The sequence below is a fragment of the Arcobacter sp. ISO1 genome, from assembly GCF_058105185.1.
Genome location: NZ_CM176573.1, coordinates 525,368 through 538,496 on the forward strand (window position 1 = coordinate 525,368; position 13,129 = coordinate 538,496).

The following is a 13,129-nucleotide window of genomic DNA, read 5'->3' on the forward strand; positions in this document are numbered from 1 at the left end:
TAATGTTTCCAGAAATTGAATTTGAAAGAATGAGAAGACTTCCAAACTATGTGTTTGCAGAAGTTAATAATATAAAAATGGAAGCTAGACGTGCCGGTGAGGACATTATTGACTTTTCAATGGGTAATCCAGATGGACCTGCACCCCAACACATAATTGACAAATTAAAAGAAACTGCAGATAAACCAAAAAATCATGGATATAGTGCAAGTGCAGGTATTTATAAACTAAGACTTGCTATTTGCAATTGGTATAAAAGAAAATATGGGGTTGAAGATTTAGATCCAAATAAACATGCAGTTGCAACTATGGGGAGTAAAGAGGGATATGTTCACCTAGTTCAAGCAATTGTAAATGTTGGAGATGTAGCAGTTGTTCCAGACCCAACTTATCCAATCCACTCATATGCTTTTATGCTTGCTGGTGCTGGAATTCATAACTTTGAATTACCATTTGGAGATGATTTTAGAGTAGATGAAGATTTATTCTTTGAAAGATTAAATAAGACATTAAGGGAATCTATTCCAAAAGTAAAATATGTTTTAGTTAACTTTCCACATAATCCATCTTGTGCAACAGTAACACCAGAGTTTTATCAAAAACTAGTTGATTTAGCAAAACAAGAAAGATTTTATATCATTTCGGATATTGCTTATGCTGATATCACCTTTGATGGGTATAAGACACCATCAATTTTCCAAGCAAAAGGTGCACTTGATGTAGCTGTTGAATCATTTACTTTATCTAAGTCATACAATATGGCAGGATGGAGAGTTGGTTTCATGGTTGGAAACGAAAAACTAATTGGTGCATTAAAAAGAATTAAATCATGGCTTGATTATGGGATGTTTACACCTATTCAAGTTGCTGCAACCGTAGCTTTAGATGGACCACAAGATTGCGTTGAAGAACATATTGAAAAATATAGAAAAAGAAGAGATGTTATGGTTGAAGCTTTTGAAGATGCAGGATGGGAAATGAATGTTCCAAATGCTTCAATGTTTATTTGGGCAAAAATTCCAGAGTGTGCAAGCCATCTAGGAAGTATGGAATTTTCTAAACAACTTCTAACTGAAGCAAAAGTTGCTGTAAGTCCAGGTATTGGATTTGGTCATTATGGTGATCAATATGTAAGAATCGCTCTAATTGAAAATGAAAAAAGAATTAGACAAGCGGCAAAAAACATAAAAAGATATTTAAGTAGTTTATAGGATAAGTATATGAAAATAGGAATTATTGGAGTTGGTACTGTTGGTGCATCTGTTGCTAATATTTTAAGAGATAATAAAGATATTATTACAGAAAGATCAGGTTGTGAAATAGAACCAGCAATTGGTGTGGTAAGTAACCTAGATAAAAAAAGAGATGTAACAATTGAACTAACTGATGATATTGAATCAGTTTTAAATGATGACTCAATTGATATTATTGTTGAACTTATGGGTGGGATTGAAAAACCATATGAAGTTGTAAAAAAAGCTTTAGCAAATGGGAAAGCCGTTGTTACTGCTAATAAAGCTTTATTGGCTTATCATAGATATGAGCTTCAAGATTTAGCAGGTGAAACACCTTTTGAATATGAAGCAGCAGTTGCAGGGGGTATTCCAATTATTAATGCTCTAAGGGATGGATTAACAGCAAACCATATCCAATCAATTAGAGGTATCATGAATGGTACTTGTAATTATATGCTTACAAAAATGATTAATGAAGGTGTTGATTACGACACAATTTTATGTGAGTCTCAAGATTTAGGTTATGCAGAAGCTGATCCAACATTTGATGTTGGTGGATTTGATGCTGCCCATAAATTACTAATTCTTGGATCTATTGCTTATGATATTGATGCAAAACCTGAAGATATTTTAATTGAAGGTATTCAAGATATTGCTCCAGAAGATATCGATTTTGCAAATGAGTTTAACTACACTATTAAGCTTTTAACAATTGCAAAAAAGATTGATAAAAAAGTTGAGCTTAGAGTTCACCCTGCGTTTATTTCAAAGGATGAAATGATTGCAAAAGTTGACGGTGTTATGAATGGAGTTTCTGTAATTGGTGATAAAGTTGGAGAAACTATGTATTATGGAGCTGGGGCAGGTGGTGATGCAACAGCCTCTGCTGTGATTGCAAATATTGTTGATATTGCAAGACGTGGAAAAGGTTCTCCAATGTTAGGTTTTGAACTTGATAACTCTGAAAATTTAACTTTAATGTCAAAAGATGATATTCAAACAAAATATTATCTAAGACTTAGAGTTGAAGATAAAGCTGGCGTTTTAGCTAAAATTGCAACTATTTTAGGTGAGCAAAATATCTCTATTGAAAAGATGATTCAAAAACCACTTAATAAAACTTGCGCAAACATTTTATTAGCAACTCATACATCATTAGAAAAAGATGTAGTTGAGGCCTTAGAAAAAATTGAACAAGCTGGTGCTGTTACTGCAAAACCAGTTATGATTAGAATAGAAGACTAATAAAATCTAAGACTCAAGTAATTCTTGGGTCTTTTCTTCCTTGAAATAGCACATTTGTATAACTTAGAAAAAGTGTTTTAATATTAAAAAAATTTGTTTTGATTATTATGTTTAATAAGTTTTGAGTAACTGAGATTAAACTCAGCACTCTTCTCCAGGTACCCAAACACACCATAGAAAGAGGTGCCTTGCTATGTTCCCATCCTGGGGCGTTGTCTCTTAAAACGATTGTAAGGGGCTAAAGAAGAGCATCAAAAGTACCTATATACTCTTTGTGCTCTGCTTTAAAGGAACGAATTATACTAAAACTTTTCTTAAAATAGTTTAAAGCGATTTATTGACTTTATTTTTTAAAAGAGTATAATCCACGCTTAATTTCACAAAAGAAGTAAATAAATTGTCTAAAAATTTTAATCTAATCGGTTTCTTTTCATTGGTTTTTGCAATGTTCATTTGGGCTAGTTCTTTTATTGCCTTAAAGTCTGCCATGCAAGACTTGGGGGAATATACAGTTATCTTTATAAGAATGATAACAGCCTCATTATGTTTTTTATACTTTATAAAAGATTTTTTAAAATACGATTTCACTAAAAGTGATATAAAGTATATTTTTCTTCTAGCTATATTTGAGCCTTGTTTTTATTTTATTTTCGAAGCAAAGGCTTTATTATATACCTCAGCATCACAAGCTGGAATGATAACATCGCTTATGCCAATTATTACAGCAATGGCTGCAGGGTTTTTCCTACAAGAGATTATTACAAGAAAACTAATTTTTGGTTCTTTAATTGCAATGTTTGGTGCAGTATGGCTAAGTGTTCAAGCCACTACATCTTACAGTGCTCCGGATCCTATGTTAGGTAACTTTTTAGAGTTATGTGCCATGGCTTGTGCATCAGGATATACAATTGTAGCTAGATATTTAAGTAATAAATACTCAGCTTTATTTATAACGGCAATTCAAGTTTTTATTGGGGCTGTTTTTTTCTTTCCTTTTTTCATCTATGAGATTAGTACTTCTAATATGCAATTTACTATTCAAGCCTTATCTTGGTCTATTTATTTAGGTATAGTTGTTACGTTATGTGGTTATGGTTTATATAACTTTGCTTTAACCAAAATAGAAGCATCAAAGGCAGCTGTTTTTGTATATCTAATCCCTATTTTCACAGTTTTTCTAGCCTATATATTTTTAGGAGAACAACTTTCATCTAAAGAGTTAATTGCTAGTGGCTTGATTTTAATTGGGGTATTTATATCTCAACTAAAAGTTAAAAGATTTAAAAGAGCTAAAGCTTGATTTACCTTAGTTTATTTTTTGTAGCCCTAATCTCAGCAACACTATTTCCCATGGGAAGTGAAGCCTTACTAATATATGATATAACTCAAGGCTATAATATTTACCTTTTAGTACTATTTGCAAGTTTAGGAAATATTCTTGGATCATTAATCAATTATATTTTAGGATTAAAAGGTGAAGAGTATTTAGAAAAAAAAGGCTACTTAAAAAAAGAAAAAATTGAAAAGTATAATAAGTATTTTAAAAAATATGGAGCATTTACACTTTTGTTTTCATGGTTACCAATAGTTGGAGATCCAATAACTTTTGTAGCTGGAGTTTTAAAATATAATTGGAAGTATTTTTTAGTCTTAGTTACAATTGCAAAGTTTTCTAGATATTTATTTTTAGCCCTTGCTGTAAATTATAATTTGTAAGAGCAAGTGCTCTTACAAAACATTAAAACTCTTGAACGTTAGCTTCTGCTTCTCTTTCACTCATTGCAATATCAGCAATAAATTTTTGCTCTTTAACTTCTGGAAGCATTAAACCTTTTTTCTTATGTTCTCTAATTTTATAAACACCATCTTCATTTCTTGAAGCATAATATTCATTGAACTCTGTTGTATACGGCATATCCCATACAATAGCACCTTCTGTTGGACATGCTTCAGCACATCTTGGAGCATCTGCATGATCTACACATTCAACACATGACTCTGGTTTTACATAAAAATAATCATCATACGGATTCTTTTCATGTCCTTCTTCTAATATTGCTGCTACTGGACACTCAGGAGCGCAAGCCTCACATGCAATACATTCTTCAGTAATTCTAACTGCCATTTTCTATCCTTCGCTATAAAATTATAAAAAGGTAGATGCAATTTTTATTCCACTAGATGATTATACCAAGCTGCCATATTACTTTTTTTAAATGATTTATTTGTATAAAACTCTTTTGCAACATCATTATCTTCATCACAAACAAGTTGAAGTCTTTTCATATGATGTTTTTTAGCATACTCTTTTAGATAGTTAAAAAGATGTGTCCCCACTCCTAAATCTCTAAAATCATCTTTTACGATAAAGTCTTCAATTAAGCCTGTTTTAGAACCTGTAGCAGTTGAAATAATAGTTTGAATAGTAACCATAGCAATAACTTCATTTTCGAATCTTGCCACTATTACAGTTGAATTTTTGTTTGAAATTAAAAGTTTTAATCCCTCTTCATGATTAGACTTTTCAAAGGTAAAATCTTTTTCTATTGTAAAAAGTTCTTTTAATAAAGGGATAAGATAAGGGATATCTTGAATATCCCCTTTTGAGATATCAAGATTATTTTTTAATATCACTATATTGTACTTCTTTTGAAGGTTTTTTATCAGATGGTTTTTTATACTCTAAATTTACTTCCTCTTCACCTTTTATATACTCTTTAGTAATAACACAAGATGCAAGGTTTTCTTCTGATGGAATTGTGTATTGTAAAGGTAACATATATTTTTCAATAATACCTCTAAGTCCTCTAGCTCCTACATCTTTTTCAATTGCTATTTGTGCAATATCTTCTAAAGCGTCATCTGTAAATTTTAAATCAACACCATCAAGCTCAAACAAAATCTCATATTGTTTTGTAATCGCATTTTTAGGCTCTTTTAAAATTCTAATCATATCATCGTGAGTAAGTTTATCAAGTTCTGCAATAACAGGGATTCTTCCCATAAATTCTGGGATAAGTCCAAAGTTAATAAGCTCTTTTGGCTCAATATCTTTTTTCTCTTCTTCTTTTTCTTTTCCATTAACAAAACCCATAACCGAAGATTTCTCTTTTGCCTTGTCTTTTCTTAATCCAACAAAGGCGCCACCACAAATAAATAATACATGGGTAGTATCAAAAAGAACCGTTTCAGCAGTTGAATTTTTTCTACTCCCTTTTACAGGAACATAAACTTCTGCACCTTCAAGTATTTTTAGAAGTCCTTGCTGAACACCCTCCCCTGAAACATCTCTACCACTTGTGGCACTTTCACTTTTATTGGCAATCTTATCAATCTCATCAATATAAACAATACCCCTTTTTGCCTTTTCAAGGTCAAAATCAGCTGCTGCTAATAATCTTGATAAAATAGACTCAACATCTTCACCAACATATCCAGCTTCTGTTAAGGCTGTAGCATCAGCAACGGCAAAAGGTACATCCATAATTCTAGCTAGGGATTTAGCAAGTAGTGTTTTACCTGAACCTGTTGGTCCAACTAACATAATATTTGATTTTTCAATCTCTACGTTTTTGATAATAGGTTTATCAATTCTTTTATAGTGATTATAAAGGGCAACAGAAAGTACTTTTTTTGCTTCATTTTGACCAATTACATAATCATCTAGATGCTCTTTGATTTTCATAGGAACACTAAGTCCCTTTTGAAACTCTTTTTTTGCACTTTGCATCATCTCTTTATCTAAAACAGTTGAGCACATTGTGATACACTCATCACAAATATGTGAGGTTTCACTACTAAATATTTTCTTTACTTCTTTAATCTGTTTTCCACAGAAGTCACATGAATTTGTGTTACTAGGCATAGTTTTCTATAAATTCACTAACACTCAATTTTAGGTTTTCTAAATTATGAGTTTTAATAAATTTATCCTCTTTTTTTGTTAATTCCTCTTTATTTAAAAGTGTTATTCCACCTTTTAAACCAATTGTTATCTCATTAGCTACCATTCTAAAGGTATCCCTTGAAAAATCAACACCCATAAAAAGATACTCTTTGTTTTCCCTAAACTCTTTAAGTTGAGAAGGTAACGCATATCCACCCATTGCCTCAGTTAGCCAGTCAACAAAATCTGCATCAGAAACAATAAAATTCATTTGAGGTTTTGTTGACCCCATAGGTTTAAATAAGATAGGCAATTCTAAATTTAAGGCCTCTTTCTCTATTTGTGTATACTCTTTTTTTTCTAAATCAAATTTATAAATTATAAATCTATCGTAATCAGCTGTAATTCTTGAAACTCCACTTATTAAAAAGTGTTCAGTATCTTCATAAACTTTTTGCAAAGAATCATCCATATTTGTATCAATTACATATTTAGGTTTTATTTGTGAAAGCCATTTATAAGCAGGCGGTAAATCATACTCCTTTGAAGAGTAAATATGATTTGTCATTTGAACAATAAATTCTCTTCCTTTTCTTTGTTCTAAACTCATAGCAGCACGGCTATATTCATACATTAGTCTTGGGCTCATTGCCCTTCCATTATTTAAAGCTAAAATCATAGAATCACTGTCAAATGGCAGCTGACTACCATCTTTTGCAACTGTATTTTCAAAGACACCCATTCCTAAAAAAGGAACCAATGAACCATCTTTTAATTTCTCTACTATATTTTCCATTTAATATCCTATAGTAATATTTATGAACTTACATGCAAAAACTGTTCCAATAGAACTACTATAATATTATTTATTTCTATGTTATAATCTATTTTAAGTTAAAAGGAGTATTTATGTTAAGATTATTTTTAGTTTCAATAGCTTTATTTTTTATATCTTCAAGCTTATTTGCTGATAAGTTAAGTATTGAGATACAAGATTTATCAAAAATTATTTCTTCTTCAAAAGTGATTGATGCTAGAAGTAGTGATTTATTTTTAAAAGGTCATTTAAAAGATTCTTTAAATCTACCTGCAACTATTACATATGAAAATAAGTCAAGAAATGGGAAAATAACAACTCCAAGTAAAATGCAAAAAATCATCCAAAATTTAGGTATCAATACAAGTGATTCTATTTTGATTTATGATGATGGAAATTTCTTTGATGCTTCAAGAGTATTTTGGTCTTTAGAAGTTTATGGTTTTGAAGATGTAAAGCTTATAAATGCAGGTTTTGATGAATTAAAGAAAAATAGTTTTAAAATATCAAAAAAACCAACAAAGGTAAAAAAAAGTGATTATATAGTTTCCATAAACAATAAAAGATTAGCCACTAAATTTTCAACACAAATTGCCACAAGAAATAATTCTCAAATTATAATTGATGCAAGACCCAAAGAAGCTTATATTGGCAAAGAGTCTATTGCAAAAAGGTTTGGACATATTCCAAAAGCTATTAATATACCAGCAGGACACAATATAAATAATAGAGGTGAAAACTTAAAATTAAAAAACCTAGATGAACTAAAAGAGGTTTATAAAAACTTAGATAAAAACAAAAAAATAGTCTTATATTGTAAAATTGGGAGAATTGCCTCAACAAACTATTTTGCCCTAAGAGAATTAGGCTTTGATGTGGCAAATTATGATGCTTCATGGAAAGAATGGGGAAATGATTTTGCTCTTCCTGTAATCAATTTATCAGGAAATTAAATACGATGTGGAATAAGTTTAGTATAAAGATTCAACTAATTATAATCATCTCTTTAGTTGTTGTTGCTGTTGAGTCTGCAACAATGTTTTTTGTCTTAAAAATTCAAAAAGAACAGAACAATAAAAATGCAATAATTGAAGCAAAAGCGATTACAAAATCTTTAAATAATGACTTAGTAAAATATATTTTAAATCCAAGTGCAGATTTACTCTCTGATATTAGTTTTAGACTAAAAGCCTTTCAAAATATAAAATCTATGTTGGTATTTGATGAGTCTAATAATGCCATTTATAAATATGGACCTATCAAAAAAGAGATTTCTAGTAAATATTTAAAAACATCAAACACTTTTTTTATCCAAGACTCATTGTATATAAAAAACAATTTAGTAGTTGATAATTACAATTTTGGCTATACAATTTTAGATGTTGATTTAACAAACTTTAAAATAAGACAAAATCGTATTACAAATACAATTCTCGCTATATTCCCTTTTGCCTTAATCTTTGGTAGCTTCTTAGCTATGTTTTTTAGTAAAACCTATACGAAACCATTTTTAAACCTTTTGGAAGCTATGAGAAGAAGTGACCCAACTAAAAATAATATTAAATATATAAAAACAAATGCAAGTAATGAGATAAAAGATATATTTCAAGGTTTTAATAATCAAATGGAACAAATCTCAAGTGCTTCGAAAAAACTACAATTTCAAGCAAATCATGACCAATTAACAGGTATATATAATAGGTTTTATATGGATAAAGCCTTGCAAGATACACTAAAAGAGGAAAACTATACAAAAGGTAATAATACTTTCTTGATAGATTTAGATCAATTTAAACTAATAAATGATTCAGTCGGTAATGAAGTTGGTGATAATTTACTTAAAATGCTTGTAAATCATTATAAACAAATACTTCCAAAAGACGCACTTTTTGGAAGAATTGATGGAGATAGTTTCTCAGTATTAATAAAAAATAGTTCAAAAGAGTATGGAGAGCAATTTTTGCAAAAAAGTCTTAATGCATTAAGCGATTTTAGATTTTCCCATAATAATGAAACCCATAGTGTTAGCGCTAGTATATCAATGGTTCATTTTAAAGCTTTTGAGTTTACATTAAATGAATTATTAAAAGCTATTACTGTTTCACTTTATACAGCTAAACAAAAAGGGCGTAATAAATCCCACATCTATGACAAAAGTGATGAAAATACAAAACAAATTTCAATGGAGATTGATACGGCAAAAATGATAAAAGAAGCTTTAGGTAATGGTCCAACACGATTTGAACTTTTTGCACAAGACATTGTTCCTTTACAATATGAAAGTGATAAAATAGGATATGAAATACTTATTCGTATGTGGGACAAAAATAACAACTTCATCTCTCCTGATAAGTTTTTAGGTGTTGCTGAAAGATACCAACTTATGAGTGCCATTGATTCTTTTGTACTTTGGACATATCTTGAAACTGTTACTAAAAATAAAAAGCATATTAACAAACTACATAGTGCTCACATAAACTTAGCAGGTTCAAGTTTAAATAACCCAGATTTTCAAGCAAAGGCAAAAGAGGCTATTGAGTATTTTGATTTTCCATGGGAAAAATTAGAATTAGAAATAACAGAGAGTTCGGCCATTGGGAGCTTTAATATGGCAAATGAATTTATTTCCTATTTAAAATCAAAAAAAATAGGACTTGCTTTAGATGACTTTGGTACTGGTATGGCTTCTTTTGAGTATCTAAAAAGTATGCCCTTTGATGTTGTCAAAATTGATGGTAGCTTTGTAAAAGATATGCACACTGACCCAACTGATAAAGCAGTTATAAAATATATTCAAGAGATAGCTAGTTTAAAAAATCAAGAAACAGTTGCAGAGTATGTTGAAACTAAAGAAGATGTTGAGGAATTAAGGAAAATTGGTGTAACTTATGGTCAAGGGTATTACCTTGGAAAACCAAGAGCTTTAAGCTCATGGCTAGAAGGATGAAGATGAAAGAATTTATTAAAAAAAGTAGAATAGAGCTTTTAGATCTTGTTAAAAACAAATATTCTTTAGACTTAGAAGGTGCTTTACAATCTCAAATTCCTGCATTAGATTTTTATTTTGCACAAGGGGAAACAGAGTTTAATACAACAGCTTATGAACCTTCATTATGTATTATTTTACAAGGAAGTAAGGCGATAGATTTTGGGAGTGAGCCTTTAGGATATGATACTCAAAAATATCTTTTATCAGCAGCTAACCTCTTCGCTAAAGTTAGAATAAAAGATGCAAGTGAAGAAAGACCCTATGTTTCACTAAGAATTAGGTTTTCACTTGAAGAGATTTATGATGTACTAAAAAAACTGGATACTAGTAAGTTTGATGTTTCAAAAAAGATAGAAAAGGGTTTATTTCTTGATGATTTAAATGAAAGAATATATGCCCCTGTAGTGAGACTTGTAAAACTACTTGAACAATCTGAGGAAGAGGTCAATTTCCTTTCTCCATTGATTATAAAAGAGATTCTTTATATCTTGATAAAAGATGAAAGTGGATATTTCTTAAATAAGTTTGCTATGGAAGGGACTATATCAAATAAAATAGTAAAAGTTGTTTCTAAAATAAAAGAAAATTTCAATGAAAAATTAAATGTAAAAGAGCTAGCAAAATTAATAGATATGAGTGAATCATCTTTATACGATAATTTTAAAACTATAACGTCAATGACACCTATTCAGTTTCAAAAGAAGATTAGATTGGAAGAAGCGAAACTGATGCTTTTAAATCAAAACATTGAAGCTTCACAAGTAGCCTTTGAAGTTGGATATGAAAGCCCATCACAGTTTAGTAGAGAATACTCAAGAATGTTTGGTATGTCTCCTAAAGCCCACGCTCAATATCTAAAAGAGCAAGCAATAGCATAACTTTTTGATAGAATTAGATTACTAACCGTGACATCCCACTCCTGTGTAAGATTGATATACTTTATTTAGTTCAACTCTAATTCTATCCATATCAAAAGGCTTTTCTAGATCATCTGGCATATCTATATGATAAATTGCTCCATCTTTTCCAATTAAAAATAAAGCTTTTGTAAGTTTGTTTTCTAAACTTCCAGTAACTATTTTTGTACCATACATATTTGCAAAATCCTCATTGACATCAAATACAGGAACAAGTTTTTTGAATTTTGGGAGTTGAAGATTTTCATTAAATAAAATATATGTAAATATCTCAACTTTTGAATTATTCATAAACTCATCAAATGCTAAAATCTCATCTTTAAAATCTTCATAATTTGGAAAAGAGATAAAGATTTGAATCATTCTATTTGCACTTGCTTTTTTTAATATGATTTCATTAGCTTCCAAATCAACTGCTTCAATCTCTTCAGCCATATAACCAATATCTATAAACTCATCAGTTAGTTGAAACTCTTCATTTTTATATTTCATTTGAGATTCCATACTTTTTGATTTTATAGCCCATTTGTCTAAGTGTTATTCCAAGTTCTTTGGCTGCATTAGATTGATTGAAATTATTGTTTTCTAATGCTGTTTCAATAGCTTCTTGTTCAATCTCTTCTAAAGTTTTATTCTCCATTGGAATAGTTTTATACTCTTTTTTTAGATTTAAATCATTAAGTGCTGGAAGTAAGAAAAGCATATCCATCTTGTTCATATCTTCACTTCCCATTAAAACAATTCTCTCAATAGTATTTTCTAATTCTCTAACATTTCCTGGCCAAGGATATTTACATAATATATCCATAGCTTCTGGTAATAAACTAACAGGTTTTTTATGATTTTTAATTGCCATTTCTAGGAAAAAATCAACTAATTGTCTAATATCATCTCCCCTTTCTCTTAAAGGAGGCAAATCAATAGGAATAACATTTAGTCTATAATATAAATCTTCCCTAAACTTTCCATCTTTTACCATTTGTTCTAGGTTTCGATTGGTTGCAGCAACAAGTCTAACATTTACTTTAATAGTCTTACTTCCACCAACTCTTTCAAACTCTCTTTCTTGTAAAACCCTTAATAATTTTACCTGAGCAGAAGGTGAGATATCACCTATTTCATCTAAAAATAAAGTTCCTCCATCAGCAAGTTCAAATCTACCTTTTCTAGTTTCTCTTGCATCTGTAAAGGCACCTTTTTCATGACCAAAAAGTTCACTTTCAAGTAAAGAATCTGTAATTGCTGCACAATTTAATTTAATAAAAGGTTCATCTTTTCTTTTGCTTCGTTTATGAATTGCAGAGGCAACCAACTCTTTACCTGTTCCCGTTTCTCCACGAACAAGTACAGTTACATCTGATTGTGCAATTCTTTGAATCACTTGGAATACTGTATTCATTTTTGGGCTATCCCCAATAATATCTCCAAAATTATGAACCTTTGAATCCCATTCCATTTTATAATAAAGTTTTAGCTCTTTTAATCTTTCTTTTTCACTTGTATTTAATTGAAATGAATAGATTGCTTGGGCAAAAAGTGATGCAATAATTGTTAGTATTCTTACACAATCTTCAAATCCTATTTCTGTTGATTTTGTAATTGTTGCTCCCAATACTCCAATAATAGTATCTTCAACAACTAAAGGTACAGCAACATAAGAAAGGTTATTAAAGTCTTTTTTTCCTGATTTATTTAAATAAAGTGAATCACTATGTATATTTTCAATCACTATAGGTTCTTTTGATTGTGCTGCCATACCAGTAGCACCTTCTCCAATGCTATAAGTAGATAGTTTTTTTTGAATTGTAGTCATCTCAATCGAAGCGAAAACATTTAATTCTTCATCTTCTAGGATATGTACTGAACAATTTGTAAGGTTTAAAGAGTTTTTTAAAATCTTCATAGATTTTTCAATTGATGTTTCCAGATCATGTTGATTTGTAATCATCGCTGCAATATCATATAAAGTTGTCAACTCTTTTGTCGTAACACAGGTTTCGCATGACCCTCTGTCGTCCATTAATGTCATTGATGTTCCTT

Annotated in this window: 13 protein-coding genes and 1 other RNA gene; 7 read left to right on the forward strand and 7 right to left on the reverse strand. The window is 30.2% G+C overall.

What is annotated here, in order from left to right; translation table 11 throughout:
• Window positions 1–2 precede the first annotated feature (2 nt).
• Window positions 3–1,211, forward strand: a complete 1,209-nt coding sequence (locus tag AC2TY9_RS02610) for an LL-diaminopimelate aminotransferase (RefSeq protein WP_489779326.1) — start codon at window positions 3–5, stop codon at window positions 1,209–1,211.
• Between the two features lie 9 nt (window positions 1,212–1,220).
• A complete protein-coding gene (locus AC2TY9_RS02615; RefSeq protein WP_489779328.1) occupies window positions 1,221–2,480 on the forward strand; it encodes a homoserine dehydrogenase in 1,260 nt (419 codons plus the stop codon).
• A 148-nt stretch (window positions 2,481–2,628) separates the two neighbouring features.
• Here AC2TY9_RS02615 and ffs read toward each other — a convergent pair.
• An RNA gene (gene ffs, locus AC2TY9_RS02620) (signal recognition particle sRNA small type) lies at window positions 2,629–2,725 on the reverse strand.
• A gap of 152 nt (window positions 2,726–2,877) precedes the next feature.
• Between ffs and AC2TY9_RS02625 the strand changes: the two genes are divergently transcribed.
• Both AC2TY9_RS02625 and AC2TY9_RS02630 read left to right on the forward strand, forming a co-directional pair.
• Entirely contained in the window at window positions 2,878–3,780 is a 903-nt protein-coding gene (locus AC2TY9_RS02625; RefSeq protein WP_489779330.1) for a DMT family transporter, read from the forward strand.
• Entirely contained in the window at window positions 3,777–4,196 is a 420-nt protein-coding gene (locus tag AC2TY9_RS02630; RefSeq protein ID WP_489779331.1) for a YqaA family protein, read from the forward strand. Before AC2TY9_RS02625 ends, AC2TY9_RS02630 begins: the two co-directional genes overlap by 4 nt.
• Before the next feature lie 22 nt (window positions 4,197–4,218).
• Here the strand turns inward: AC2TY9_RS02630 and AC2TY9_RS02635 are convergent, their stop codons facing one another.
• The 4 genes from AC2TY9_RS02635 to AC2TY9_RS02650 are packed head-to-tail and all read right to left on the reverse strand — an operon-like array spanning window position 4,219 to window position 7,162.
• Window positions 4,219–4,605: a 4Fe-4S dicluster domain-containing protein gene (locus AC2TY9_RS02635; protein ID WP_489779333.1), complete on the reverse strand. Its 387-nt coding sequence runs from the start codon at window positions 4,603–4,605 to the stop codon at window positions 4,219–4,221.
• Window positions 4,606–4,649: 44 nt separating this feature from the next.
• Window positions 4,650–5,114: a GNAT family N-acetyltransferase gene (locus AC2TY9_RS02640; RefSeq protein ID WP_489779335.1), complete on the reverse strand. Its 465-nt coding sequence runs from the start codon at window positions 5,112–5,114 to the stop codon at window positions 4,650–4,652.
• Entirely contained in the window at window positions 5,098–6,345 is a 1,248-nt protein-coding gene (clpX, locus tag AC2TY9_RS02645; RefSeq protein ID WP_489779337.1) for an ATP-dependent Clp protease ATP-binding subunit ClpX, read from the reverse strand. The genes AC2TY9_RS02640 and clpX overlap by 17 nt, the downstream gene beginning before the upstream one ends.
• The gene (locus AC2TY9_RS02650) at window positions 6,338–7,162 is read right to left on the reverse strand and encodes an SIR2 family protein (RefSeq protein ID WP_489779339.1); all 825 of its coding nucleotides are present in this window, start codon (window positions 7,160–7,162) and stop codon (window positions 6,338–6,340) included. The genes clpX and AC2TY9_RS02650 overlap by 8 nt, the downstream gene beginning before the upstream one ends.
• A 113-nt stretch (window positions 7,163–7,275) precedes the next feature.
• Here AC2TY9_RS02650 and AC2TY9_RS02655 point away from each other — a divergent pair, with 113 nt between their 5' ends.
• Genes AC2TY9_RS02655 through AC2TY9_RS02665 form a run of 3 tightly spaced genes read left to right on the forward strand, consistent with a single transcriptional unit; the run spans window position 7,276 to window position 11,050 of the window.
• A complete protein-coding gene (locus AC2TY9_RS02655) occupies window positions 7,276–8,136 on the forward strand; it encodes a sulfurtransferase (protein ID WP_489779340.1) in 861 nt (286 codons plus the stop codon).
• A gap of 5 nt (window positions 8,137–8,141) precedes the next feature.
• Entirely contained in the window at window positions 8,142–10,130 is a 1,989-nt protein-coding gene (locus tag AC2TY9_RS02660) for an EAL domain-containing protein (protein WP_489779342.1), read from the forward strand.
• Window positions 10,131–10,132: 2 nt separating this feature from the next.
• Window positions 10,133–11,050, forward strand: coding sequence for an AraC family transcriptional regulator (locus tag AC2TY9_RS02665; RefSeq protein WP_489779344.1), 918 nt, complete (start codon window positions 10,133–10,135; stop codon window positions 11,048–11,050).
• Between the two features lie 21 nt (window positions 11,051–11,071).
• On the opposite strand, the gene AC2TY9_RS02670 is transcribed toward AC2TY9_RS02665, so the two are convergent.
• Both AC2TY9_RS02670 and AC2TY9_RS02675 read right to left on the reverse strand, forming a co-directional pair.
• Window positions 11,072–11,581: a hypothetical protein gene (locus tag AC2TY9_RS02670; RefSeq protein WP_489779346.1), complete on the reverse strand. Its 510-nt coding sequence runs from the start codon at window positions 11,579–11,581 to the stop codon at window positions 11,072–11,074.
• The gene (locus tag AC2TY9_RS02675) at window positions 11,571–13,118 is read right to left on the reverse strand and encodes a sigma-54 interaction domain-containing protein (RefSeq protein ID WP_489779348.1); all 1,548 of its coding nucleotides are present in this window, start codon (window positions 13,116–13,118) and stop codon (window positions 11,571–11,573) included. The genes AC2TY9_RS02670 and AC2TY9_RS02675 overlap by 11 nt, the downstream gene beginning before the upstream one ends.
• Window positions 13,119–13,129: the final 11 nt, after the last annotated feature.

Coding starts and splice junctions, on each gene's coding strand:
- AC2TY9_RS02610 (WP_489779326.1), top strand. CDS start 3: ATGTTTCCAGAAATTGAATTTGAAAGAATGAGAAGACTTCCAAACTAT.
- AC2TY9_RS02615 (WP_489779328.1), top strand. CDS start 1,221: ATGAAAATAGGAATTATTGGAGTTGGTACTGTTGGTGCATCTGTTGCT.
- AC2TY9_RS02635 (WP_489779333.1), bottom strand. CDS start 4,605: ATGGCAGTTAGAATTACTGAAGAATGTATTGCATGTGAGGCTTGCGCT.
- clpX (WP_489779337.1), bottom strand. CDS start 6,345: ATGCCTAGTAACACAAATTCATGTGACTTCTGTGGAAAACAGATTAAA.
- AC2TY9_RS02650 (WP_489779339.1), bottom strand. CDS start 7,162: ATGGAAAATATAGTAGAGAAATTAAAAGATGGTTCATTGGTTCCTTTT.
- AC2TY9_RS02655 (WP_489779340.1), top strand. CDS start 7,276: ATGTTAAGATTATTTTTAGTTTCAATAGCTTTATTTTTTATATCTTCA.
- AC2TY9_RS02660 (WP_489779342.1), top strand. CDS start 8,142: ATGTGGAATAAGTTTAGTATAAAGATTCAACTAATTATAATCATCTCT.
- AC2TY9_RS02665 (WP_489779344.1), top strand. CDS start 10,133: ATGAAAGAATTTATTAAAAAAAGTAGAATAGAGCTTTTAGATCTTGTT.
- AC2TY9_RS02670 (WP_489779346.1), bottom strand. CDS start 11,581: ATGAAATATAAAAATGAAGAGTTTCAACTAACTGATGAGTTTATAGAT.
- AC2TY9_RS02675 (WP_489779348.1), bottom strand. CDS start 13,118: ATGACATTAATGGACGACAGAGGGTCATGCGAAACCTGTGTTACGACA.